This window comes from Lentzea sp. NEAU-D7 (genome assembly GCF_026242055.1).
Classification (GTDB): Bacteria; Actinomycetota; Actinomycetes; order Mycobacteriales; family Pseudonocardiaceae; genus Lentzea.
Genome location: NZ_JAPJDL010000020.1, coordinates 74,911 through 99,525, shown reverse-complemented (window position 1 = coordinate 99,525; position 24,615 = coordinate 74,911). Strand labels below are relative to the sequence as shown.

The window sequence follows — 24,615 nt, the reverse complement described above, 5'->3', positions numbered from 1 at the left end:
AGATGACGGCCGTCAAGACGACCGAAACGGCAGCGCCGGCAGGGGACATCCCGCCGGCGCTGCCGCCTGCCGTGACGGGTGGGGCGCGCAAGCGCCGCCGCCGGGGCGGCGCCTTCGACCGGGCGCTGCCCTACCTGCTGCTGGCTCCCGCACTCATCGCGATCCTCTGGCTGATCGGCTGGCCGGTCGTCTCGGTGTTCGTGACGAGCTTCCGCCAGCTCAACCTCGGTGAACTGGTCCGCGGCGAGATCGTGTGGACCGGCTTCGACAACTACGTGACGGTGCTGCAGGACGAGCGCTTCTGGGACGTCTCGGTGCGCACCCTGGTGTTCACCGTCTCCGTCGTCGTCGCCTCGGTGGGCATGGGCCTCGGGATCGCACTGCTGATGCGCGTGCTCACACCGTGGGTGCGAGTCGCCCTGCAGATCGCGATGCTGTGCGCCTGGGCCATGCCGATCCTCGCGTCGACCACGGTCTACCAGTGGATGTTCGACCAGAACTACGGCATCTTGAACAAGACGCTGGTGCAGCTCGGGTTCGACTCGTTCGCCGGCTACTCGTGGTTCTCCTCCGGCACGTCGACGCTGTCCGTCGTCGGCCTGCTGATCGTGTGGCAGGCGATCCCCTTCCTCGCCTTCTCGCTCTACGCCGGTCTCGTCGGCATCCCCCGCGACCTCTACGAGGCGGCGGGCATCGACGGCGCGACGGGCTGGCAGACGTTCCGCGCGGTGACGTGGCCGGAGATCCGGTCGCTGCTGATGATGGTGACGTTCCTGTCGACGCTGTGGGACTTCAAGGTCTTCGCCCAGATCTGGGTGTTCCGCGAGGGCGGTCCCAGCGGTGAGAGCACGACGCTGCCGGTGCTGCAGTACCTGGAAGGCATCGCGAAGAGCCACTTCGGCGTCGCGGCCGCGATCTCCGTGCTGATGATGGTCATCCTCGGCCTGATCACGTTCCAGTACCTGCGCAAGCTGCTGCAGACCGAGGAGGGCAAGATCTGATGCTCAAGAAGTCTGCGGCGAACGTCGTGGGCCTCGCGCTCGCGCTGTTCTTCCTCTTCCCGACGTACTGGATGATCACGTCGGCGCTGAAGCCCAAGGGATCGACGATCACGTCGGACTACGACCTGATCCCCTTCTCGGTGACGTTCACGAACTTCGTGACGGCGTGGACGAAGCCCGGCTTCCTGTCCTCGCTCGGCAACAGCCTCCTGGTGACGCTGACCGCGGTCGTCGCGGCGATCGTCATCGGCATCACCGCCGCGGTCGCCATGTCGCGCTTCGCGTTCCGCGGCCGCAAGAGCTTCGTGCTGCTGATGCTGGTGGCGCAGATGGCGCCGTTCGAGGCGTTGCTGATCCCGATGTTCCTGATGATGCGGGACCTGCAGCTCTACGAACACCTCTCGTCGCTGATCCTCGTGTACTTCGCGGTGACGCTGCCGTTCTGCGCGTGGACGTTGCGCGGGTTCGTCAACGGCATCCCGATCGAGCTCGAAGAAGCGGCGATGGTCGACGGCTGCGGCCGGTGGGGCGCGTTCCAGAAGGTGACCCTGCCTCTGCTGGGGCCGGGTCTCGTGGCCACGTCGGTGTTCGCGTTCATCACGGCGTGGAACGAGTTCCTCTTCGCCAAGGTGCTGATCCGCAGCCAGGACAGCGAGACGCTGCCGGTGTGGCTGTCCGGGTTCCAGACCGCCTTCGGCACCGACTGGGGTGGCGCGATGGCCGCCTCGGCGCTGTTCACCGTGCCCGCACTGGTGTTCTTCCTGATCGTGCAACGCAAGATGGTCGCCGGCGTCACCGCCGGTGCAGTGAAGGGATGACGCGTGGATCAGTTGGCCGCAGCCGTTCTGCTTCCCGGCTTCACCGGAACGACCGCCCCCGACTGGTTGCTGCGGCGGGTCGCTGACGGTCTCGGCGGCGTTGTGCTCTTCGGGCGCAACGTCGTCGACGACGCCCAGGTGACCGAGTTGTGCACCGCGCTGCGTTCGGTGCGCCCGGACGTGGTGATCGGCATCGACGAGGAGGGCGGCGACGTCACGCGTCTCGACGCGGGCCGCGGCTCCGAGGTGCCGGGCAACCACGCCCTGGGCGCGGCGGACGACCTGGACCTCACGCGCTCGGTGGCCGCGTCCATCGGCGCGCGGCTGGCGAAGTGCGGGATCTCGCTGAACCTCGCGCCGTCCGCCGACCTGGTGCTGACGCTGGACGACCCGATCATCGGCGTCCGCGCGTTCGGCTCCGACCCGGTGCTCGCCGCGCGGCACGTCGCCGCGTGGGTCGAGGGCCTGCAGGCCGTGGGCGTCGCCGCCTGCGCCAAGCACTTCCCCGGCCACGGAGCGTCCACTGAGGACTCCCACGAGCAGCTCCCGGTGCTTCCCCGCGCCGAGGAACAGCTGCGCGCCGTGGAGCTCGTCCCGTTCCGGGCGGCCGTGAACGCGGGCGTCCGCTCGATCATGACCGGCCACCTCGTGATCCCCGAGTGGGGTCCGGCGCCGGTGACGCTGAACAAGCACGCCATCGACCTGCTGCGCACCGAGCTGGGCTTCATCGGCGCGGTGATCACCGACGGGCTGGACATGAAGGCGGTGGGCGGCGACCTGGCCGTCGGCGCCGTCCGGGCCCTGGCCGCCGGTGTCGACTCGTTGTGCCTGGGCGGCATCGCCCTGGACGACGACGACCTGCAGTGGCTGATCGACTCGATCGTCGCTGCCGTGAAGTCGGGCGAGCTGTCGGAGGAACGCCTGACCCAGGCGGCCGCCCGCTCCCTGGCGCTGGGCCTCCCGCCGTCCACGGTCGACGCGCACGACGCCGAGATCGGTCTCACAGCCGCTCGACGCGCTGTTTCCGCACGTGGCCGCGTTAGTGTCGGTGCGGACCCGGTCGTGGTGGACCTGGTGGTGGACTCGTCGATCGCGGTCGGCGACGTCCCGTGGGGCCTCGGCCCGTACCTCCAGGAGGTGCTTCCGGGCACCGAGGTGATCGCCGCGCGCGACATCTCGGCGGAAGAAGTTGCGAAAGCCGCAGGCGGCCGCACGATTGTCGTCGTCACCCGCGACGCCCACCGCCACTCCGGCGCTCGACAACTGGTAACAAACTTAACTAATCTGCAGCTGGACGTGGTGCACGTCGAAACCGGCGTGCCTGGTCCAGACCTGGGCAGCGCCGCCCGCATCGACACCCACGGCGGTTCTCGGGTGAGCCTCCGAGCCGCGGCCGAGCTGATCCTGAAAGGCACGACATGACCACGCCCCAGCCAGGCCGGCACATGGCAGCGGAGATCGCCGCGCAGCCGTCGATCTTCTCCGACCTCTACGCCTCGCGGTCCGCGATCGCCGAGGTGGCCGCCGTGATCCGCGAGCGCGCCCCGCGCTTCGTGCTCTTCGCGGCCCGCGGCTCGAGCGACCACGCCGCGATCTACGCGAAGTACCTGACCGAGATCCTGCTCCAGCTCCCCGCGGGCCTGGTCTCCGCGTCCACCACGACGCTGTACGGCGCGGAGCCCGACCTGCGCGACGTCCTGCTCGTCACGGTCTCCCAGTCGGGCGGCTCGCCCGACCTGCTGGAGGTGACGGCCTCATACCGCAGGCGCGGCGCCCTGACCGTGGCCGTGACCAACACGTCGAACTCCCCGCTGAACGCGGCCGCCGAGCTCTCGGTGGACGTCTCGGCGGGCGTCGAGCACGCGGTGGCCGCCACCAAGACCTACTCGGCCACGCTGCTGGCCCTCTACCTGCTGATCGACGCGGTGCGCGGCGGCAACGGCGAGGCGGCGGCGTCGCTGGGCGAGCTCGCCCAGGTGACCCTCGACCAGTCGGCGCCGACCGTCGACGAGGCCGTGCGCCGCTACCGCTTCGTGGACCGCGTCCTCACCACGGGCCGCGGCTACTCCTACGCCACGGCACTGGAGGCGTCCCTCAAGCTCGCGGAGACGTCCTACCTGGCGGCTCGCGCGTACAGCGGCGCCGACCTGCTGCACGGCCCGGTGGCCGCGGTGGACGGCGAGACCGCGGTCCTGGCCATCACCTCGCTGGGCAAGGGCGGCGACTCGCTGCGCGACGCCCTGGACGTGGTGCACCAGCGCGGTGCCGACGTCGTGGCCGTCGGCTCGGCCTCGGAGAAGGTGGGCGCGACGCTCGCCATCGCCATCCCCGAGACCGCCGAGGAGGTGGCCCCGGTGCTGGAGATCCTGCCCGTGCAGCGCCTGGCCCACGGGCTGGCGCTGGCGCGCGGCGGTGACCCGGACAGCCCGCGCGGCCTGAACAAGGTCACGCGCACCCTGTAGTTCCCCGCGGACGAGAGCCCGCCTGGTCCCCCCAGGCGGGCTCTTTCTCGTCCCTGCGACGGCAAAGGCCCGTCCAGTGACGACCGGGCGGGCTTTTGCCTTGCTGCGCTTACTGTCCTGCGGTGGCGTACCCGGCGACGACCGGCGCCACGGGCACCTCGGCGTCGAACACGACCTGACCGTCGACCCAGACCTTCTTGGGCCGCAGGTCGTCGTCCCACCACACCAGGTCCGCGACGGCACCCGGCGCGAGCCGTCCGAGACCGGACTCGCCGATGACCTCGGCAGGCACGATCGTCGCCGAAGCCAGCGCGTCGGCCACCGGAACACCCACGGACACGATGTTCCTGACCGCGCGGTCGAGCGTGAGCGCGGAACCCGCGATCGTGCCCTCCGGCGACCGGGGCACCCCGTCCTCGGTGAGCAGCACGTCCGCTCCTCCGAGGTGGTAGCGCCCAGGAGGCATGCCGGCGGCGGCGACGGCATCCGTGACCAGGGCGACTCGCGCCCCGGCGGCGTTGAACACGAGGCGGCACACGTCCGGGCCCACGTGGGCCAGGTCCGCGATGAGCCCGAGGGTGAAGCGCTCGTCCACCAGCGCCACCCCGGGAACCCCGGGTTCGCGGTGCCCCAGCGGACGCTGGGCGTTGAACAGGTGCGTCACCATGCGGGCACCCGCGTCGGCGGCGGCGCGGGTCTGCTCACCCGTGGCGTCGGAGTGGCCCACCGCGACGAGCACGCCGGCCTCGACGAGGCGGCGGACCGCCTCCAGGCCACCGGGCTGCTCGGGAGCCATCGTCACCATCCGCAGGGCGCGGCGGATCAGCTCGTCGTCGAGCAGGGCCGAGATCTGGTCAGGACCAGGCTCGACCATGAACGACGGGTCGTGCACCCCTGCCCGTTTGGGCGACAGGAAGGGGCCTTCGAGGTGCACGCCGAGGGGGCGGGCACCCACTCCGTCCGGCAGAGCCGCGGAGGCGGCCAGGACCGCCCTCGTCTGCCTCAGGATCACGTCGACCGGTGCGGTGATCAACGTGGGCAAGAACCGGGTCACACCGGTGGACGGCAGAGCTTCGGCCACGGAACGCATTCCGGCGGCGTCCACCTCGGCGAAGTCGACGCCGACGGCGCCGTTCACCTGCACGTCGACCAGGCCCGGTGTCAGCAGGCCGTCGGATAGGACCTCCGCGCCGGGTGGTGCTTCACCGGTGGTCACCTCGACGATGCGGCCGTCCCTGATCCGCACCGAGGCAGGACCGACGATCGTGCGACCGAGCAATGCGCGCGGTGCTGCGACAACGGCGTCCAAGATCCCTCCTTGAATGGTCCAGACCATTATGGCCACAACAGGGGTCCACGTCACCCTTCGTTAGGAGATAACCATCTTACATAACACTTGGTGAATCAGGTCCGAAATGACCGGGATGCCACGAAGATGACCATCCGTGGCGCATACTGGTCCCCAGACATCCGAGGTCTACGACGAGTTGAGGGTGCCGTGGCAGTCACTGACGATGCGATCCTGCGCGTCAAGGAGATGATCGTTTCGGGCGAGCTCAAACCCGGCGACCGTCTCCCGCGAGAGGCTGACCTGGCAGAACGTCTCGGTCTGTCGCGCAACTCGCTGCGCGAAGCCGTGAAGGCCCTGTCACTCGTCCGGGTGTTGGACGTCCGCCAGGGCGACGGCACGTACGTGTCCTCGCTCAGGGCCGACGACCTGCTCGGCGCGCTGTCCTTCGTGCTCGACCTGCACCGCGGCGAGGACTCGGTGCTGGAAGTCCTCCAGGTCCGCCGGATCCTCGAGCCCGCGGCGGCCGCGATGGCAGCCCAGCGCGTCGACGCGGAGGAGATCGTCAAGCTCCGCGCCCTCTGCGACGCCGCCGAGAGCGCGAAGTCCGTGGAGGAACTGGTCGAGCACGACCTCGAGTTCCACCGCGCCATCGCGCAGTGCTCGGGCAACGCCTACCTGGCCCAGCTCCTCGACACGCTGGCCGGCCCGACGGTCCGCGTCCGCATCTGGCGCGGCATCACCCAGTCGAACGCCGTGGACCGCACGGTCGCCGAGCACCGCGCCATCGTCGACGCGCTGGCCGCGCACCAGCCCGAGCTCGCGCGCAGCTGGTCCACCGTGCACGTGGCCGGCGTCGAGCAGTGGCTGTCAGACCTGGCCTGATCCCCCGCGGACGGTCACTTGAGGTCGAAGGTGTGCGAGGTCGCCTGGCCATAACCGCCGGTGTAGTAGCCGAAGGCTTTGACCATGACCTTCGCCGTGCCTCCGTCGGTGAACTTGACGATCTCCACTCCGCCGCCGTGGTTGGTCGGGTAGCCCACCCAGCTCACCGTCTCCGCCGGGGTCTTCCCCGGGGTCACCGCGCCGTGGGGCATCAGCGTGCCGGCCAGCAGCTGGAGAACGTGCAGTCGGTCGTCTCCCTCCTTGTCACCGAGTTCCTGCCTCACGAACGCGAGAACACCTTTCCAAGCCCAGCTGTCCAGCACCACGAACTCGCCGGAGTCCCGCACGCAGGCCAGCCGATCTGACGCCAGGTCGGCCGCTCTGGCGCGATGGAGGCTCACGAAGGTGGTGCCGGGCACCGCATGCCCGTAGACGGTTCTGCCGTAGAACCCGAAACCCTCCACGGACTGCTTGGTGAGCATCTCCGAGCTGGGTTTGCTCCAATTTTCCCAGAGCTTCTCAAAAACCCACTTGCCGCCTTCGACCGCCTTTGCCGCGACCTCGGCCCTGACCTCGTTGCCGAACTCGGCGAGCCACCCGGCGGCAGCCCCGCTCACACCTGCCACGACAGGAGCAGCCGCTCCGCAGGCCGCGAGCGCGGGCACACCGACCGCCAGCACGATGGCGCCGCGGCTTGTACCGATCAAGGCAGTTCTTCGGGAAATCGGCATCTGCCCACCTCGTCATCGGCTCGAACGGTTCCCCCACAAAGGTACGCCGGAATTGAACTTCTCACACATGAAAAACTTGATGCAACAATCCAGCAAAACGGGAACGCCGACGAGACATACAAATCATGCATAGATGACAAAAAGTGGAAATAAAACGCACGTGGCTGTCAGACCTGGCGTAGCTGCTCCAGCACCGCACGCACCGCGGGCTGACCGTCCGCCCGGTTCCGCACCACGGCCGAAACCGTCCGGAACACCTGCTGCTTCAACGGCCGCAACGCCACCCCGGGCCGCCGGGCCACGGACGGCACCAGCGCCACGCCCAGCCCGGCCTCGACCAGCCCGCACATCACGCCGAAGTCGTCGCAGTAGGCCTGCGCCCGCGGCACGAACCCGGCGGCGCCGCACGCCCGCTGGGTCAGCTCGTGGCACGACGCGTCGGTGCGCGGCATGATCCACGGCCGGTCGGCGAGCACGGAGAGATCCACCGAGTCCTGCTGCACCAACGGATCGCTCAACGGCAGTGCCACGTTCACCGGTTCCACGAACAGCTCGAACGACTCGCAGGACTCGGGCAGCGAGCGCGGCATGATGTTGTACGAGTGGATCACCGCGATGTCGATGTCCCCGCGCCGCAACGCGGGCAGGGACGCCTCGGGCTCCATCTCGTGCACGAACAGGTCCACATCGGACCCGTGCGCCGACCGCAGCACCTGGATCACGCGCGGCAGCAACGCGGCGACCGAGACGAACGCACCGACGCGCACGACGCCGGACACGGACGTGCGCAGCGAGGCCAGGTCCGCCTCCGCCGCGGCCAGCTGGTCGAGGACCAGCTGCGTGTGCGCGGCCAGCACGTGCCCGGCGCGGGTCAGGGCCAGCCGGCGCCCCTCCCGTTCGACCAGGGCGACGCCCGCCTCGCGTTCCAGCGCGGCCAGTTGCTGGGACACGGCCGGCGAGGTCACGTGCAGGGCCTCCGCGGCGGCGGTGACCGTGCCGTGGACCGACAGGGCGTGGAGCAATCGGAGCCTTCGCACATCCAACACAAAGCTCAGCTTAACGTTCCGAGCAGAACTTCTAACTGGAACTTTGCGAAGACTGGAGCCACGCTGGAGTCATGTTCGGACGAGTGCTGGTAGCGATGGTCACCCCGTTCACCCCCGACGGTGACCTGGACCTCAAGGGTGCGCAGGAGCTGGCGGCGCACCTCGTCGACAAGGGCGGCGCGGACGGGTTGGTCGTCAACGGCACGACCGGCGAGGCGCCCACCACCACGGATGCCGAGAAGGCGCAGGTCATCAGGGCTGTGAAGGACGCCGTCGGCGATCGCACGCAGATCCTCGCGGGTGTCGGCACCAACTCCACCCGCCACACGATCGAGCTCTCCCGCCAGGCAGAGGAGAACGGCGCCGACGGCCTGCTCGTCGTCACGCCGTACTACAGCAAGCCCACGCAGGAAGGCGTCGAGAACCACTTCAGGCAGGTGGCGAACGCCTCAGGCCTCCCGGCGCTGCTCTACGACATCCCCGGCCGCACCGGCACGGCGATCGACACCGAGACGCTGCTCCGGCTCGCCGAGCACCCGCGGATCGTCGGCGTGAAGGACTGCAAGGTCGACCTGCTCGCGACCGCCCGCGTGATCGCCGAGACCGGCCTCGACTTCTACTCCGGCAACGACGAGCTGATCCTGCCGCTGTACTCGATCGGCGGCGTCGGCACGGTCAGCACCGTCGGTCACGTCGTCGGCAACGAGATCAAGGCGATGCTCGACGCCTACGACGAGGGCGACAACAAGGAGGCCCTGCGCCGCCACCAGGCGCTGCTGCCGGTGATCACCGCGATCATGACCCGCGAACCCGGTGCCGTCGCCGTCAAGGCCGCGCTCAACCTGCTCGGCCTGCCGTCGGGCCCGGTCCGCGAACCGCTCGTCGGAGCGACTCCCGAGCTGATCAACGAGCTGAAGGCGCTGTTCGTCTAAAGCGCGTAGACCCGGCGAGCAGTGCCCGAGAAGATCTGGGTCTGCTCGTCGGGCGACAGCTCGGAGACCAGCTCCCGAGCCGCACCGAGCCACTCCCCGTACGTGGCCGCCAGCAGGCACACGGGCCAGTCCGAGCCGAACATCAGCCGCTCAGGCCCGAACGCGTCCAGCACGACCTCGAAGTACGGCCGGAGCGCCGCCACGTCCCACGACTTCCAGTCGGCCTCGGTGACCAGCCCGGACAGCTTGCACGTCACGTTCTCGTGCGCCGCCAGCGCCCGGATCAGCTCGGCCCACTCCCCCAGGTCGGCACCGATCGCGGGCTTCGAGCAGTGGTCGACCACGAACTCGACCTGGGGCAACGCCGCCACGGTGCGGCGCGCGGCCGGCATCTGGTGCGGCAACGTCAGCAGCTCGTAGACCAGCCCATGAGCGCCCACGGCCGCGAGCCCGTTCCAGACGTCCTTGCGGCACAACCACTCCGGGTCCGGCTCGCTCTGCACCTGGTGCCGGATCCCGCGCAGCCACGAACCGTCGGGACGGTCCACCAGCTCCGCCAGCGCGTCGCCGACTCCGGCGGACGTCAGATCGGTCCAGCCCACCACCGCGCCGACGACGTCGGAAGAGGCCGCGATCGCCAGGAACTCCGGTGTCTCCTCCGGCACGCACACCGTCTGCACCAGCACGGATGCCGAGACCTCCGGTGCGGCGGCGATGAAGTCCGGTTCCAGGAACGACCGCCGGATCACGCCCATCGGCGGGTCGGTGATCCAGTCCTGGTCCCGGACCGAGAGGTCCCACAGGTGGTGGTGAGCGTCGACGATCACGGCGTCGGAACCTCCGGGTCGATGAGGTTCAGCGCCTTCAACTCGCTCCACAGGTCCTCCGGAATCGAGGCGGAGAAGTACTCGGCGTTGGCGGTCATCTGCTCCGCCGTCCGTGCGCCGACCACCACCGACACCACCGCGGGATGACCCAGCGCGAACTGGATCGCCGCCTCGGGCAGCGTCACGCCGTGCCGCCCGCACACCCCTGCGATCGCCCGCGCCCGCTCCACCAGCTCGGAGGGTGCTTCCTCGTAGTTGTACTTCGCGTCGGCGGCCACGACGGGCTTCGACAGCAGCCCGGAGTTGAACACCCCGCACGCCACCACCGAGACACCGCGCTCGACGCAGGCGGGCAGGAACGACGGCAGCGCGGGCTGCTCCAGCAACGTGTAGCGCCCGGCCAGCATCACCACGTCGATGTCGGTCTCGCGGACGAACCGCTCCGGCATCTCCCACTGGTTCATGCCGACGCCGATGGCGCCCACGACGCCCTGCGACCGCAGCTCCTCCAGCGCCGGATAGGCCTCACCGAAGGCCTCGTCCCAGAAGTCGTCCGGATCGTGGATGTAGACGATCTCCACCCGGTCGGTGCCGAGACGCTCCAAAGAGGACTCGAGAGACCTCTTCACCCCGTCTGCCGAGTAGTCCCGCACCCGCCGGAAGTTCTTCGGCACCGCGAAGCCCTCGTCGTCGAGCCCGGACCCGTCGAAGGGCTCCAGCAGCCGCCCGACCTTCGTGGAGAGCACGTACTCGGCGCGCGGCCGCCCGGCCAGGCCCAGGCCGAGCCGTCGTTCCGACAACCCGAGCCCGTAGTGGGGTGCGGTGTCGAAGTACCGGACGCCTGTCTGCCAGGCCGCCTCCACCGCGCCCAGTGCCTCCTCGTCGGAGATCTCCCGGTACAGGTTGCCGATCGGCGCGGCACCGAAGCCAAGACGAGAAACAGCGACCTTCACGGCAGCTCCCACACGAGTCGCACAGCGGGTTCGGCGCCGGAGTAGTCGTCCTCGACCTCCAGCAGTTCGGCCATCTGAGCCTGCCACGGAACGTTGGCGGGGTGTTCGGCCAAATACGCGCGCATCGCGCGGTAGTCGTCCACCTCGACGAGGTGGAACAGCTCGCGCCCGGAACGCCAGATCCGCCACGAGTGCACCCCGGCCTCGCGCAGCGCCCCGTCCAGCTCCGCCGGGATTGTCGCGTGTATGCGGTCGTAGTCGGCTTCACGTCCCTCACGAAGCCGGGTGTGCAGCGCAACGGTCTCCACGACTCACTCCTGCTTCTGCCCGGTGGCGAACCGCGTCACGATCAGCGCCAGGATGATCACCGCACCGTACGAGGCCTTGATGTAGAAGCCGGAAACGCCCTGCAACCGCAGGATCTGCTCCACGAGCCCCAGCATCAGCACACCGGACAACGCGCCGAACAGCGTGCCCTTGCCGCCCTGCAGCGAGATCCCGCCGATCACCGCCGCCGCGAAGACCTGGAAGATCATGCCCTCGCCCTGTGTGGCGGCCACGGAACCGAGCCGCCCGGTCATCAGGATGCCCGCGATCACGGCGAGCACCGAACCGATGATCAGCACGGTCCACACGACGCGGTCGACCCGGATGCCGGCGGCCCGCGCCGCCTCCGAGTTGCCGCCGATCGCGTACAACGAACGGCCCGCGCGCAGGTACTTCAGCACGAAGATGCCCGCCGCGTAGCAGACGACGCAGATCCACACCGCCGCCGGCAGCCCGAGCCACGTCGTGGAACCCAGGTACAGGAACGACTCCGGCACGTCGATCAGCGACTTGCCCTCGGTGATCGCGAGCTGCAGACCGCGCAGCATCGTCAGCATGCCCAGCGTCACCATGAACCCGGACAGCCCGACCTTGAGGATCAGGAACCCGTTCAGGCCACCGATCGCCACACCGATCAGCAGGCACAGCGGCAACGCCAGCCACGCCGCGAGCCCGACGTCCAGCCCGCCGGCCGACGACGGGATGATCAGCGCGACCGCCAGCGCGGGCGCGAGACCGACCGTCGACTCGAGCGACAGGTCCATCTTGCCGACGATCAGGATCATCGCCTGGCCCAGCACCAGCAACGACAGCTCGCTCTGCTGGGTCAGCACGGCGATCAGGTTGCCCGGCGTCAGGAAGATCGGCGACAGCACCGCCCCGATGACCAGCAGAATGATGATCACCGGGACCAGCGCGAGGTCCTGGTACCTCGCGAGCCGGAACCTCTGCTTGCCCGGCGGTGCGGACGCGGATACCGGTGGAGTCATGGCCTTGGTCATTCCGAGCTCATTCCTTCAATAGCCGCGATGAGTTCCTGGTCGCGCCAGCCGCGTGCGAACTCCCGCACGACCTGGCCGTGGAACAGCACCAGAACACGGTCGCAGACCCGCAGGTCGTCGAGCTCGTCGGAGACGACGATCGCGGCCTTGCCCCGGCGCGCCTGCGCGTCGACGACCCCGAGCAGCGACTCCTTGGACTTCACGTCGACACCCGCGGTCGGGTTGATCAGCACCAGCACCGACGGGTCGCCGGCGAGCGCACGCGCCATCACGACCTTCTGCTGGTTGCCGCCGGACAGGTCCGAGACCGGCTGGTCCGGCCCCGCGGCCTTGACGTCGTAGGACGCGATCGCCGTGCTGCCGGCCGACCGCTGGGCCGACGGCCACACGAACGCACCGGCCGTGCTCATCGTCGCGTTCTCCGCGATCGACAGGTCCAGCACGAGCCCCTGGTGGTGCCGATCCCGCGGCACGCAGCCGATTCCGGCCTTCAGAGCGGCCGGAACGTCACCGCCGCGCACCACCGCGCCGTCCACGGAGATCGACCCGGCGGACGGCTTGCGCAGTCCGTAGACGGTCTCCGCGAACTCGTGCTTGCCGGACGACGCACTGCCCGCGAGGCCGATGACCTCGCCCTTCGTCGCCGACAGCGAGATGTCCGAGAAGTGGTCGCCGCTCAACGCCGACACGGTCAGCACTTCCTCGGAGGAGGACGGCCTGTCGTCGCCGCTGGGCACGTTGAGGCCGCCCGCCTCGCCGGTCATCGCCTCGATCAGGTCGGGCTTCGACATCTCGGCCACCGGGGCGGTGACGATGTGCCGCGCGTCGCGGTAGACCGTCACCGTCTGGCAGACCTCGTAGACCTCCTGCAGGTGGTGGGAGATGAACAGGAACGTCACCCCCTTGTCCTGCAACGACCTCATCCGGTCGAACAGCCGCTCGATCGCCGGGCCGTCGAGCTGCGCGGTCGGTTCGTCGAGGATCACGAACCGCGAGCCGATCGACAGCGCCCGCGCGATCTCGACCAGCTGGCGTTGCTCGACGGTCAGCGTGGACACCAGCGAGTCCGGGTCGACCGCCACGTCGTAGGTCTCGAGCAGCTCGGCGGCCTGCTGCCGCAGCTTCCTCCACCTGATCAGGCCGCCGCCGAGGTCCTGCCGGTTGATGAACAGGTTCTCGGCGACCGACAGCTCGGGCACGACCGTCGACCTCTGGTACACGCATGCGACGTGCCGGCGCCAGGCCGCGCTGTCGGCGACGGGCGGCGCGGGTTCGCCGAAGAAGCCGACCTCGCCCGCGTCCGGCGCCTGCATGCCGGTGAGGATCGAGACCAGCGTCGACTTGCCCGCACCGTTGCGACCGACGAGTGCGTGCGACTCACCGGCCCGGATCTCGATGCCCACGTCGTCCAGCGCAAGCGTGCGCCCGAACCTCTTCGTCACGCCACGCGCGACAGCTGCCAGATTGTCGGCACCGCCGACGGAAGCGAAGTCGTCCATCAGATCTGATTGCCCCAGAACGCCTTGTCGTCGACGTTCTCCTTGGTGATCAGCGGTGCGGGGAGCTGGTCCTCCAGGCGGCCGCCGCCGGTGTCGACGATGGTGGAGTCGTGGTCGGTCTTGCCGGGGGAGAACGTCTTCCCCTCGACCGCGGCCTTCGCGTAGAAGAGCGCCCACTGCGCGTAGAGGTCGGCCGGCTGCGAGACGGTCGCGTCGATCTCGCCCTTGCGGATCGCCTCCAGCTCCTGCGGGATGCCGTCGTTGGAGACGATGAAGATGTGCTTGGGGTCGGTCGGCGGCACGATGAGGTTCTTCTGCCGCAACACCTGCAGCGTCGGCGTCAGGAACGCGCCACCGGCCTGCATGTAGATGCCGTTGATGTCCGGGTGCTGGTTCAGCCTGGTCTGCAGGGCCGCGGACGCCTTCGGGCCCTCCCAGTCGGTCGGCTCCTCGAACACCGTGATGCCGGGGTAGTTCTGCTTCATGCAGGCGGCGAACGCCTCGGAGCGGTCGCGGCCGTTGACCGACGCCAACGCTCCCTGGAACTCGACGACCTTGCCCTTGCCGCCCAGCTTGTCGCCGAGGAACTTGCAGGCCTTCTCGCCGTACGCCTTGTTGTCCGCGCGCACGACCATGTAGGTCTTGCCCTTGTCCGGACGGGTGTCGACGGTGACGACGGGGATCTTCGCCTTCTCCAGGCGGTCCAGGGTGGACGCGATCGCGCCGGTGTCCTGCGGCGCCATGATGATCGCCTTGGCGCCCTGCGACTGCAGCGACTGGGCGTTGGCGACCAGGTTCTCGACCTTGTTCTGGGAGTTGGTGGGGTTCAGCAGGTTGACGCCGAGGTCCTTGGCCTTCTCCGGGAAGTACTTGATGTAGGAGTTCCAGAAGTCGGTGTCGGCCCGCGGGTGGTCGGCGCCGATCGGGCCGACCCCGCCGGCACCGGTGCCGGTGGTTCCGCCGCCGCACGCGGACAACGTCAGGACACCGGCGAGCGCGAGGCACACCGCGGCGGAGAGGTTGCGACGCTTCATCGTTGAATCGCCTTTCATGACTGCTGGGGACGCAAGCGCAGGCCGTACATGCCACCGTCGACCGGGAGGATCGCGCCGGCGGTGGAACCCGAAAGCGGGCTCGCCAGGTAGGCGATGGCTCCCGCGACCTCATCTGCGGAGACGAGCCGGCCGTGCGGCTGGCGTGCCTCCAACGCGGCTCGTTCGGCTGCCGGGTCCGGCGCCGAGTCGAGCAGACGGCCCACCCACGGGGTGTCCGCCGTGCCGGGGGCGACCGCGTTGACGCGAATGCCTTCGCGGACGTGGTCGGCGGCCATCGCGAGCGTGAGCGAGTACACCGCGCCCTTGCTGGCCGAGTAGAGAGCACGCTGCGGGAGCCCGGCCCAGGCAGCGATGGAGCAGGTGTTGACGATCGCCGCGGACGGCGACTTCCGCAGGTGCGGCAGCGCGGCCCGCGAGACGCGGACCATGCCCAGCACGTTGACGTCGAGCACCTTCGCCCACTGCGCGTCGTCGTTGGCCGTGACGTCGCCCTGCGCGCCGATGCCGGCGTTGTTCACCACGACGTCGAGCCGTCCGAACCGCTCGACGACCTCGTCGATGGCGGCCCTCACGCTGTCGTCGTCCGACACGTCCGCGCGAATGCCGACGAGCGGCTCGTCGACGTCGGGGGTGAGGTCCAGCGCCGCGACCGCGGCACCGCGCGAAGCCAGCAGGTTCGCCGTGGCCAGGCCGATTCCGGACGCACCGCCCGTGACGACGGCGACAAGTCCTTCGAAGTCAGTCATTCCCGCCCTCCAGATCGGTCCACACAGGACCCCCGGGGTAGACGTAGTCGGCCAGCGTCTCGTCCTTGAGCTGGGCGGAGAAGCCCGGTGCGGCGGGGGCCAGGTAGCGGCCGTTCTCGACGACGGCCGGGTCCAGGAAGTGCTCGTGCAGGTGGTCGACCCACTCGATCACGCGCTCCCCGATCTCACCGGAGACGGCGACGTAGTCGAAGAACGACAGGTGCCTGACCAGTTCGCACAGGCCGACTCCGCCGGCGTGCGGGCACACCGGGATGTCGAACTTCCTGGCCAGCAGCAGGATCGCGATGTTCTCGTTCACGCCCGCGACCCGGCAGGCGTCGAGCTGCAGCACGTCGATCGCGCCGGCCTGCAGCAGCTGCTTGAAGATCACGCGGTTCTGCACGTGCTCGCCGGTCGCGACCCTGATCGGGGCCAGCGCGTCGGCGATCGCGCGGTGTGCGAGAACGTCGTCCGGAGAGGTCGGCTCCTCGATCCAGTACGGGTTGTACGGCGCCAGCTCGCGCATCCAGTGCACGGCCGTGTCCACGTCCCAGCGCTGGTTCGCGTCGACCGCCACTCGGGTGTCGTCGCCGACGACCTCGCGGGCGAGCTTCATCCGGCGGACGTCGTCGTCGAGGCTGCCACCGACCTTGAGCTTGATCATGTCGAAGCCGTCGGCCAGTGCCTGGCGCGCGAGTCCGGCGAGCTTCTCGTCGGAGTAGCCGAGCCAGCCCGGTGACGTCGTGTAGGCCGGGTACCCGTCGCGGGCGATGGCCTCCGCGCGCTCGGTCTTGCCGTCCTCGGCCTGGCGCAGGATCTGCAAGGCCTCGTCGGGCGTCAGGGCGTCGCTCAGGTAGCGGAAGTCGACGAGGCTGACGGTCTCCTCGGGCGACATCCGGGCGAGGAACCGCCAGACAGGCAGGCCCGCGCGGCGGGCGGCGAGGTCCCAGGCCGCGTTGACGACGGCGCCGATCGCCATGTGCGCGACGCCCTTCTCGGGGCCGAGCCAGCGGATCTGCGAGTCGCCGATCAGCTCGAAGTACAGCTCGGCCAGCGCTTTCGCGTTCTCCGGCACGTCCTTGCCGACGACGTGCGGCGCGAGCGCCTTGATGCCGGCGGCCTGCACGTCGTTGCCGCGGCCGATGGTGAACGCGAGCCCGTGCCCCTCGGGTCCGTCGTCGGTCCGCAGCACCACGTACGCGGCGCTGTAGTCCGGGTCCGGGTTCATCGCGTCGGAGCCGTCGAGCTCGCGCGAGGTCGGGAACCGGATGTCGAGGACGTCCAGTGCGGTGATCTTCGGCATGGGTTCAGGCCTGCCCGAGGGTCTGGCGCTGCTTGCCGAGGCCTTCGATCTCCAGCTCGACCACGTCCCCGGCGCGCAGGTACGGCTTGGGCTCCGGCTGGCCCAGCGCCACCCCGGCGGGTGTACCCGTGTTGATGACGTCACCCGGTCGAAGGACAAGGAACTGGCTGAGGTAGCGCACGATCTCCGCCACCGGGAAGATCATGTTTTTGGTGGACGAGTTCTGCTTGATCTCGCCGTTCACCCAGAGCCGCATCTCCAGGCTCTGCGGGTCGGCGATCTCGTCGGCGGGTACGAGGAAGGGACCGAGGGGGTTGAACGTCTCGCAGTTCTTGCCCTTGTCCCACGTCCCGCCGCGCTCGATCTGGAACTCGCGCTCGGAGACGTCGTGGGAGAGCACGTACGCGCCGACGCAGGCCAGAGCGTCCTCTTCGGACTCCAGGTAGCGGGCGGTGCGCCCGATGACGACACCGAGCTCGACCTCCCAGTCGGTCTTCACGGACCGGCGCGGGACGAGCACCTCGTCGTACGGGCCCACGATCGTGTCGGGCGTCTTGAGGAACATCACCGGCTCGCCCGGGATGTCCGCGCCGGTCTCCTCGGCGTGGTCGCGGTAGTTGAGGCCGATGCAGATGACCTTGCCCGGATGCGCGAGCGGTGGCCCGACGCGCACGCCCTCCGTGCTCAGGACGCCGAGCTCACCGCTGTCGAGAGCGGCGCGCACGCGGTTGACGCCGTCGTTCGCGAGGAACGCCCCGTCGACGTCCGGGGTGATCGGCAGAAGGTCGTATGTGGTCCCGTCGTCGGTCCTGACTGCAGGACGCTCGTCTCCGACCGGCCCCAGGCGCAAGAACTGCACGGCCGTTCCTCCTCTGCTCACACCCTACGAAATACATCGGATGTATAGCCCTGAGACACCACCTGCGTCTAGGCCCAAGCGTGAAGTCGTCCGATGAATAGGAGGAGTTGATCATGAATTTGGTAACCGCATCGCTCCTGGCAGGCGCACTGCTCGCGCCGGTGCCCGCGGTCGACACCGTAACCGTTTTCATCGAGCTGACCTCGGACGCGGCGGTCGATTCACGCACCGCCGCGCAGGCGCGTTCAGCGCGGGACCGGACGTCGGAGCACGCTTCCCGAGTCCTCTCCCGGTCCGGCGGACGGGAGGTCGCCCGAACGACCAACGCGGTGCCCGGAGTGGTGCTGTCGACGGACAGGTCGCGCCTGGCGGCCCTGACGCGCATGCCCGAGGTGCGGGCGGTCCACCGGATGGTTCCCAAGGATCTCGCCAACACGCACGCCGTCCGGCTCACCCGGACGTCCGACGTGTGGAAGTCGCTCGGGAGGTTCGGCGAGGGCGTGCGGATCGGCGTGATCGACACCGGCATCGACTACCGGCACGCGGACTTCGGCGGCGGCACCTTCCCGAACGCCAAGGTCGTCGGCGGTCACGACTTCGCAGGAGACGACTACACCGGCAGGCCCGGCTCGGTCCCGGAGCCGGACGCCGACCCGGTGGACTGCGACGGCCACGGCACGCACGTCGCCGGCACCGCGGCCGGGTACGGCGTCAACGCCGACGGCACGACCTACCGCGGTCCGTACTCCTCGATCGACCTGGACGCGATGAGGATCGGCCCCGGCACGGCACCGAAAGCGCAGCTCTACGCGTTGAAGGTGTTCGGCTGCAAGGGCGGCACGAACCTGACCGCGAAGGCGCTCGACTGGGCGCTCGACCCCAACGGCGACGGCGACTTCTCCGACAAGCTCGACGTGGTGAACCTGTCGCTGGGCAGCGACTTCGGCGCACCCGACGACCCCGACTCGCTGTTCGTGCGCAAGCTCGTCGAGCACGGCGTGGTGGTGGTCGCGGCGGCCGGCAACGGCGGCGACTTCTACGACGTGTCCGGCTCGCCGGGCAACTCCCCCGAGGCGATCTCCGTCGCGAACATCCGCGACTCGTTCTCGATGCTGGACGGGCTGGAGGTCGCCGGCCAGCGGTACGCGGGCCAGTACAGCCAGAACTTCAAGGAGCCGTTCGACCTCACGCTGCCCGTTGTGCGGCTTTCGTCCAACGTGGACGGGTGCCAGCCGATCTCGGAGCCGCTGGTCGGGAAGATCGTCTGGCTGGAGTGGGACGACAGCGACGCCACCCGCGCCTGCGGCTCGGGCGGCCGCACCGACAACGCCTGGAAGGCCGGCGCGGCCGGCGTGCTGCTGTCGACGACGTTGCCCGTGTTCGCGGCCGGGATCGCCGGAAACGCCCACATCCCCGCGTTCCAGCTGACGGCCTCGGCGTCCTCCGCGCTGCGGCCGGCTCTGGAGGCCGGGACGCTGACCGCGCGTCTGACCTCGGCGTTGAAGGTCGCGGTGCCTTCCGTGGAGCCGTCGATCCAGGACACGATCACGCCGTCGTCGTCGCGCTCGCGTTCGTCGATCGCGGTGGCCGCACCGGGTGACACGATCTTCTCCGCCGCCTCCGGGACGGCCTCGGACGGCGTGTCGCTGGGCGGCACGTCGATGGCGTCACCGCACGTGGCGGGCATCGCCGCGCTGCTGCGGGAGGTCCATCCGGAGTGGACGGTCGCGGAGGTCAAGGCCGCGCTGGTGAACACCTCCTCCGGCGTCGTCAAGGATTCGAAGGGCGTTCGCGAGGCCCCCATGCGGGTCGGCGCGGGCCGCGTGGACGGGCTCGGCGCCCTGTCTGCGGACGTGCTGGTGCTGGGCGACGCGTCGTTCGGCACGGTCGAGGTGGGCGGTCCGGTGCGGACGAGCCGCACCCTCGAGCTGGTCAACAAGGGTTCCCAGACCGTCCGGCTGCGCGCCGGCTACGAGCCGATCACCAGCGTGCCCGGTGTGTCCTTCCAGGTCAGCGCGCCCTACGTCGTGCTGCGGCCGGGCGGTTCGGTCTCGGTGCCGGTGCAGCTGCGGATCTCCGGCCCGGCCGCGCTGCGCAAGACGCCCGACCCCACCGTCTCGCTCGACGAGGGCCGCCAGTTCCTGGCGGAGGCGTCCGGCCTGGTGACGTTCACCGGCGACCGGTCTCTCCGCGTGCCGGTCTACGCGGCACCGAAGCCGGTGTCGCGCCTGACCGTGACCGGCGGTCGCGTCGCCGGACGCGGCCTCGACCAGCCCGGCTACCAGTCGCGGATGACCGTGCTCCAGCTCGGCGCGAGCTCCGACCGCCTCCCCGACTGCGGCCCCGGCGTGCAGACCGACTGCGCCGCGAACCGCACCGCGCGCGGCGGCGACCTGCGGTACGTGGGCGCGACGGCCACCCCGGACCTGCTGGCGTTCGGCGTCGCCACCTGGAGCACCTGGGCGAACATCGGCGCCAACACCAAGCCCGAGGTGCGGTTCTCGGTGGGTGGCAAGGACTTCGTGACCACCGCCGAGAAGCGGACGAACGACGACGGCGAGGTGACGGCCGACGTCTGGGTCGCCCGCACGGTGGTGGCCGGCACCGAGGACGTGGTGGACGAGCAGCCGCTGAACGGCTTCGACGGCTCGACCGACACGAACCTGTTCGACAGCGACGTCGTGGTGCTGCCGGTCGCGCGGTCGGCTCTGCCGTCCGGCCCGGTGACCTACACCGCCGGAGTGCTGAGCCGGTACACCGCGCCCGCCGACACCGACGACCTGGTCGACGTCGCTCCCGCGGCCACGTTCGACTACAGCTTCACCGTTCCTTCTCTGTCCACAGTGGCCCGTCCGGGTGATCCGGTTCCGGCCGGCAGCCTGGTGCTCTTCCACCACAACGCGACGGGTGACCGCGCCCAGGTCCTGTGACACCCGGTTGGGCGTGCCTCAGCCGCGTGTCTCTCGGCAATACTCGGTCGTTATGGATCTGGTCGTGGGACTCGACGCTGGCGGCACGTCCACCAGGGCTTTGGTGCTCGGACTCGACGGCGCCCGCCTGGGTCAGGGCCTGGCGGGCGGCGCGAACCCGAACTCGCACCCGCCCGCCGTGGCCGCCGCCCACATCGGTGAGGCGCTGGCCGAGGCGCTCGACGGCCTCGACTCCCGCAAGGTCCGCTCCGGCGTCCTCGGCATGGCGGGCGCCTCCCGCATGACCGACCCCGCGGTCCTCGACCTCTTCCAGGAGGCCTGGGAGCGCGCGGGCCTGCACTGCCCGATGCGCGTGATCACCGACTGCGAGGCCGCCTTCGCCACGGGCACCTCGTCAGCCGACGGCACGGTTCTGGTGGCGGGCACCGGTTCCATCGCGGGCCGCATCGCCGGGCACCGCATGGTGGGCCAGTCCGGCGGCTACGGCTGGCTCATCGGCGACGACGGCTCGGCGTTCTGGCTGGGCCGGGAAGCCGTCCGCGCCACGTTGAAGCTGCTCGACCTGGACGCACCGCTGGAAGGCCTGGCCACCGCCGTCCTGACCGCCGCCGGTGCTCGCAACCGGGGCCAGCTGATCACCGCCGTCAACGCGGCGGCCCCCATCGCGCTCGCCCAGTTCGCGCCTCTGGTGAGTTCCGCGTACCACCACGGCGACCCCGAGGCGCTCGCGATCGTGGCGTCCGCCGCCCGCCTGCTCGCCGACACGGCCACAGCCGTCCGCGAGCCGTCCGACACCTCGCCGATCGTGCTGGTCGGCAGCCTGATCAAGACCCCGGTCGGCACGCACCTGAAGCAGGAGCTGCTCACCCGCTGCGACGCTCCGGTGATCATGGCGACGGAGGGTGCGGCGGGTGCGGCCTGGCTGGCCGCCGTCGACGTGCTGGGGCCGGACGCGCCGAGGCCCAGCAGGTCATGACGCCAGCAGCCGGCCCGAGTGCGGCGTGCGCTCGTGGTAGGCGCGCAGCAGGCCGGCGTGCACGTCGTCCACGTGTTCGGCGGCGTCGGCGTTCCACACCAGCGTGATCCGCCGGTGCAGCGGGTTGCCGATGATCGGCTTGAGCAGCACGCCCGGCAGGTCGTGACCGGGGAAGAACCCCGCCACGGCGCCGGTCGACCGCACCAGGTCCGCGGCGACCGCGGGGTCGATGCCGAAGTGCGCGCACCGCGGCGTGAACCCAACCGCCTCGCACGCCAGTTCCAGGTTCAGCCGGCCGCCGTGGTTCTCGTCCGGGACGACCCACTCCTCGCCGGCGAGCTCCGACAGCAGCACCTCGCTGCGGCCGGACAGCCGGTGACCCACCGGGACGCCGATCAGCATGCGTTCCGTGACGACTCCGCGCAGACCGACCGCCTCCGGGAACCGCAAGGGGCTGCGCGGGAACTCCACCACCAGGGCCAGGTCGAGGTCGCCCGTGCGGACGAGCTCCAGCACGGCGTCGCCTCCGCGTTCGACGTGCGTGGTCTGCGGCAGGTTCGGCAGGATCTCCCTGACCACCCCGACCAGCAGCGCGGTCGGCGAGCCGGCCACACCACCGAGCCGGATGCCCGAGTCGCCGCGCTCGGCCAGCTTGCGCGAGGTGACGAGCAGGTCGTCGAACCGTTCGACCAGGTCCTGGGCCCGCAGCACGACGTGGCGGCCCAGTTCGGTCAGCTCGACGCCGTCGGTGCGGCGCAGGAACAACGGCCCGCCGAGACTCGCCTCGATCCGGCGCACCTGCGCGGTCAGCCCGGCCTGGGCGATCTTCATCTGGGAGGCGGCCCGGCTGATGCTGCCTGCTCGCGCGACGGTCAGCACCACGTGCAGATGTCTCAGCTCCATTCGCACTGAGGAAGCCTAGGACAGTTGCCGATCCACAAACACGGCCACGTGGGTGTCACCAGATGACGCTCCGTGGCCGTTGCAAGGGCGGTTGCTCTGTCAGGCCGATAACTCCGGAATTATCGGCACCTCACACCTGCCGCTGCGCGCGCCGCCTGCTCCACGCTGCTGTTGACACCAAACGATCGCAAGGGGTGTGAGCGCCATGAGGAAAGCGTTGCGGCTGCGACGCCTTTCCCGTCCGCACGACGACAGGTACCTCTTCGTGCCGTTGGACCACAGCGTTTCGGACGGTCCGGTGGTGCCGCAGGACCGGTGGCAGGAGCTGATCCGCGCCGTCGTGCAGGGCGGCGCCGACGCCATCATCGTCCACAAAGGACGAGTTCGCACCATCGATCCCGCCGTGCTGGGCGGATGCGCGCTGATCGTGCACCTGAGCGCGGGCACCGCGCACATGGCCGACGCCAACGCCAAGGTGCTCGTCGGCGAGGTCGACGAAGCGTTGCGGCTCGGCGCGGACGCGGTGAGCGTGCACGTCAACATCGGCTCCGACACGGAGGCCCGCCAGCTCACCGACCTCGGCACGGTCGCGGCCGCGTGCGACTCGTGGAACGTCCCGCTGGTCGTGATGGCCTACGCCCGCGGCCCGCGCATCGGCGACCCCAAGGACCCCGCTCTGCTGGCGCACGTCGTCAACATCGCAGCGGACCTCGGCGCGGACATCGTCAAGACCGCCCTCGCGCACCCGGCCGAGGACATGGCGGACGTGGTCGCCGGCTGCCCGATCCCCGTGGTCGTCGCGGGTGGTCCCGCCTCCGCGCACAGCCTCGCCGGACACGCCCGCGTGGCGATGGACGCGGGCTGCGCGGGCCTCGCCGTCGGACGGCGGGTCTTCACCTCACCGACGCCGATGCACCTGGTCGCGGAGCTGGCGTCGATCGTCCACGCGCCCACCGACGCCAGTCTCATCCACGCCCTGACCGCCACCTTGGAGAACCGGTGAAGTTCGCCTGGATCGACCTCAGAACCGTCCCGGAAGCGCACCGGACCGCCGTGGTCGACGCGGCCGTGCACAGCCGGATCGCCGGAGTCGTCGCGGACGACCCGTCGCTGCTGGACGGCCTGCCGCCCACGATCACCCGCGTGCTGCTCGCAGGCGACTCGGCCGACAGCCCCCACCTGGTCATCGTGGAGGTCGACGACCAGGACCAGCTGGACCGGCTGTCCTCGGGTTCCGCGTTCGTGACGGTCAGCGACGACCGCACGCTCAAGCTCGCCTGCGCCGCGGCGGAACGGCTCGACCACACCGTCGTCGCGTTCACCGACCCGACGAAGATCCCGCTGGAGATCGTGATCGCCGCCGCCGACGGCGCCCCCGGCAAGCTGGTCACCGTCGTCTCCGACCTCGTCGAGGCCGCGATCGTCCTCGAATGCCTCGAACACGGCTCGGACGGCGTGCTGATGGCACCGCGGGACGCGACCGACGTGTTCAAACTGGCCCGCCTGCTCGAAGTCACGTCCCCGCCGCTGACCCTGACCACCCTCACCGTGGAGGCGTTGACCCACAACGGCCTCGGCGACCGCGTCTGCGTCGACACCGCCTCGCACTTCCGCGAGGACGAGGGCATCCTGGTCGGCTCGTTCTCGTCGGGCTTCATCCTCTGCTGCAGCGAGACGCATCCGTTGCCGTACATGCCGACGCGGCCGTTCCGGGTGAACGCGGGCGCGCTGCACTCGTACGTGCTGGGCCCGGCGAACCGCACCAACTACCTGTCCGAACTGCGGTCCGGCAGCAAGGTCCTCGCCGTCGACGCCGACGGCCGCACCCGCGAGCTCACCGTCGGCAGGGCCAAGCTCGAGTCACGCCCGATGCTCACGATCACCGCGCGCTCGCCGGAGAACGTCGTGGTCGACCTGATGGTGCAGGACGACTGGCACGTCCGCGTCCTCGCACCCGGCGGCAAGGTCCGCAACGTCACCGAACTCCAGCCCGGCGACGAGCTGCTCGGCTACATCGCGTCCGAGCAACGGCACGTGGGCCTCCCCATCGGCGAGTTCTGCAAGGAGTCATGA

23 protein-coding genes are annotated in these 24,615 nt (G+C 69.9%); 10 read left to right on the top strand and 13 right to left on the bottom strand.

Annotation, left to right across the window (positions count from 1 at the left end):
- Positions 1-2: 2 nt before the first annotated feature.
- From ORI60_RS33230 to ORI60_RS33215, 4 genes are read left to right on the top strand one after another with little or no spacing between them, the layout of a single operon-like run.
- Positions 3-1,001 carry a carbohydrate ABC transporter permease gene (locus ORI60_RS33230; RefSeq protein WP_266041958.1) on the top strand — a complete coding sequence of 333 codons (999 nt, stop codon included), beginning with the start codon at positions 3-5 and terminating at the stop codon, positions 999-1,001.
- Entirely contained in the window at positions 1,001-1,819 is an 819-nt protein-coding gene (locus ORI60_RS33225; RefSeq protein ID WP_266041957.1) for a carbohydrate ABC transporter permease, read from the top strand. The genes ORI60_RS33230 and ORI60_RS33225 overlap by 1 nt, the downstream gene beginning before the upstream one ends.
- Positions 1,820-1,822: 3 nt before the next feature.
- Entirely contained in the window at positions 1,823-3,241 is a 1,419-nt protein-coding gene (locus ORI60_RS33220; RefSeq protein WP_266041956.1) for a glycoside hydrolase family 3 protein, read from the top strand.
- Positions 3,238-4,281 (top strand): SIS domain-containing protein, encoded by a 1,044-nt coding sequence (locus tag ORI60_RS33215; RefSeq protein WP_266041955.1) that lies wholly within the window; start codon positions 3,238-3,240, stop codon positions 4,279-4,281. Before ORI60_RS33220 ends, ORI60_RS33215 begins: the two co-directional genes overlap by 4 nt.
- 109 nt (positions 4,282-4,390) lie before the next feature.
- Here the strand turns inward: ORI60_RS33215 and nagA are convergent, their stop codons facing one another.
- Complete coding sequence (gene nagA / locus ORI60_RS33210; protein ID WP_266041954.1) at positions 4,391-5,590, bottom strand: N-acetylglucosamine-6-phosphate deacetylase; 1,200 nt, start codon at positions 5,588-5,590, stop codon at positions 4,391-4,393.
- 189 nt (positions 5,591-5,779) lie between these two features.
- Here nagA and ORI60_RS33205 point away from each other — a divergent pair, with 189 nt between their 5' ends.
- Positions 5,780-6,454: a FadR/GntR family transcriptional regulator gene (locus ORI60_RS33205; protein ID WP_266041953.1), complete on the top strand. Its 675-nt coding sequence runs from the start codon at positions 5,780-5,782 to the stop codon at positions 6,452-6,454.
- 14 nt (positions 6,455-6,468) lie between these two features.
- Here the strand turns inward: ORI60_RS33205 and ORI60_RS33200 are convergent, their stop codons facing one another.
- Entirely contained in the window at positions 6,469-7,161 is a 693-nt protein-coding gene (locus ORI60_RS33200; RefSeq protein ID WP_266041952.1) for a hypothetical protein, read from the bottom strand.
- A 191-nt stretch (positions 7,162-7,352) separates the two neighbouring features.
- A complete protein-coding gene (locus tag ORI60_RS33195; RefSeq protein ID WP_266041951.1) occupies positions 7,353-8,231 on the bottom strand; it encodes a LysR family transcriptional regulator in 879 nt (292 codons plus the stop codon).
- 71 nt (positions 8,232-8,302) lie between these two features.
- Between ORI60_RS33195 and dapA the strand changes: the two genes are divergently transcribed.
- The gene (gene dapA / locus ORI60_RS33190) at positions 8,303-9,163 is read left to right on the top strand and encodes a 4-hydroxy-tetrahydrodipicolinate synthase (RefSeq protein ID WP_266041950.1); all 861 of its coding nucleotides are present in this window, start codon (positions 8,303-8,305) and stop codon (positions 9,161-9,163) included.
- Here the strand turns inward: dapA and ORI60_RS33185 are convergent.
- Genes ORI60_RS33185 through ORI60_RS33145 form a run of 9 tightly spaced genes read right to left on the bottom strand, consistent with a single transcriptional unit; the run spans position 9,160 to position 17,733 of the window.
- Positions 9,160-9,990, bottom strand: a complete 831-nt coding sequence (locus ORI60_RS33185) for an amidohydrolase family protein (protein WP_266041949.1) — start codon at positions 9,988-9,990, stop codon at positions 9,160-9,162. The two genes, dapA and ORI60_RS33185, sit on opposite strands and share 4 nt — an antisense overlap.
- Positions 9,987-10,943 carry an aldo/keto reductase gene (locus ORI60_RS33180; RefSeq protein ID WP_266041947.1) on the bottom strand — a complete coding sequence of 319 codons (957 nt, stop codon included), beginning with the start codon at positions 10,941-10,943 and terminating at the stop codon, positions 9,987-9,989. The genes ORI60_RS33185 and ORI60_RS33180 overlap by 4 nt, the downstream gene beginning before the upstream one ends.
- Positions 10,940-11,251, bottom strand: coding sequence for an L-rhamnose mutarotase (locus ORI60_RS33175; RefSeq protein WP_266041946.1), 312 nt, complete (start codon positions 11,249-11,251; stop codon positions 10,940-10,942). The genes ORI60_RS33180 and ORI60_RS33175 overlap by 4 nt, the downstream gene beginning before the upstream one ends.
- A 3-nt stretch (positions 11,252-11,254) precedes the next feature.
- On the bottom strand, positions 11,255-12,271 hold the full coding sequence (locus tag ORI60_RS33170) for an ABC transporter permease (RefSeq protein WP_266041945.1): 1,017 nt from the start codon (positions 12,269-12,271) through the stop codon (positions 11,255-11,257).
- Positions 12,268-13,770 carry a sugar ABC transporter ATP-binding protein gene (locus tag ORI60_RS33165; RefSeq protein ID WP_266041944.1) on the bottom strand — a complete coding sequence of 501 codons (1,503 nt, stop codon included), beginning with the start codon at positions 13,768-13,770 and terminating at the stop codon, positions 12,268-12,270. Before ORI60_RS33165 ends, ORI60_RS33170 begins: the two co-directional genes overlap by 4 nt.
- On the bottom strand, positions 13,770-14,804 hold the full coding sequence (locus tag ORI60_RS33160) for a sugar ABC transporter substrate-binding protein (RefSeq protein WP_266041943.1): 1,035 nt from the start codon (positions 14,802-14,804) through the stop codon (positions 13,770-13,772). Before ORI60_RS33160 ends, ORI60_RS33165 begins: the two co-directional genes overlap by 1 nt.
- 14 nt (positions 14,805-14,818) lie before the next feature.
- The gene (locus ORI60_RS33155) at positions 14,819-15,571 is read right to left on the bottom strand and encodes an SDR family NAD(P)-dependent oxidoreductase (protein ID WP_266041942.1); all 753 of its coding nucleotides are present in this window, start codon (positions 15,569-15,571) and stop codon (positions 14,819-14,821) included.
- Complete coding sequence (locus ORI60_RS33150; protein WP_266041941.1) at positions 15,564-16,874, bottom strand: enolase C-terminal domain-like protein; 1,311 nt, start codon at positions 16,872-16,874, stop codon at positions 15,564-15,566. The genes ORI60_RS33155 and ORI60_RS33150 overlap by 8 nt, the downstream gene beginning before the upstream one ends.
- A gap of 4 nt (positions 16,875-16,878) precedes the next feature.
- Complete coding sequence (locus tag ORI60_RS33145) at positions 16,879-17,733, bottom strand: fumarylacetoacetate hydrolase family protein (RefSeq protein WP_266041940.1); 855 nt, start codon at positions 17,731-17,733, stop codon at positions 16,879-16,881.
- Between the two features lie 113 nt (positions 17,734-17,846).
- Between ORI60_RS33145 and ORI60_RS33140 the strand changes: the two genes are divergently transcribed.
- Together ORI60_RS33140 and ORI60_RS33135 are read left to right on the top strand one after the other, a co-directional pair.
- On the top strand, positions 17,847-20,663 hold the full coding sequence (locus ORI60_RS33140; RefSeq protein WP_266041939.1) for a S8 family peptidase: 2,817 nt from the start codon (positions 17,847-17,849) through the stop codon (positions 20,661-20,663).
- Between the two features lie 64 nt (positions 20,664-20,727).
- Entirely contained in the window at positions 20,728-21,639 is a 912-nt protein-coding gene (locus tag ORI60_RS33135) for an N-acetylglucosamine kinase (RefSeq protein ID WP_323055969.1), read from the top strand.
- Here the strand turns inward: ORI60_RS33135 and ORI60_RS33130 are convergent.
- Positions 21,634-22,542: a LysR family transcriptional regulator gene (locus tag ORI60_RS33130; RefSeq protein WP_266042046.1), complete on the bottom strand. Its 909-nt coding sequence runs from the start codon at positions 22,540-22,542 to the stop codon at positions 21,634-21,636. The genes ORI60_RS33135 and ORI60_RS33130 overlap by 6 nt on opposite strands.
- Positions 22,543-22,747: 205 nt before the next feature.
- Between ORI60_RS33130 and ORI60_RS33125 the strand changes: the two genes are divergently transcribed.
- Positions 22,748-23,545 (top strand): 2-amino-3,7-dideoxy-D-threo-hept-6-ulosonate synthase, encoded by a 798-nt coding sequence (locus ORI60_RS33125; RefSeq protein ID WP_266041937.1) that lies wholly within the window; start codon positions 22,748-22,750, stop codon positions 23,543-23,545.
- The gene (locus ORI60_RS33120) at positions 23,542-24,615 is read left to right on the top strand and encodes a 3-dehydroquinate synthase II (protein WP_266041936.1); all 1,074 of its coding nucleotides are present in this window, start codon (positions 23,542-23,544) and stop codon (positions 24,613-24,615) included. Before ORI60_RS33125 ends, ORI60_RS33120 begins: the two co-directional genes overlap by 4 nt.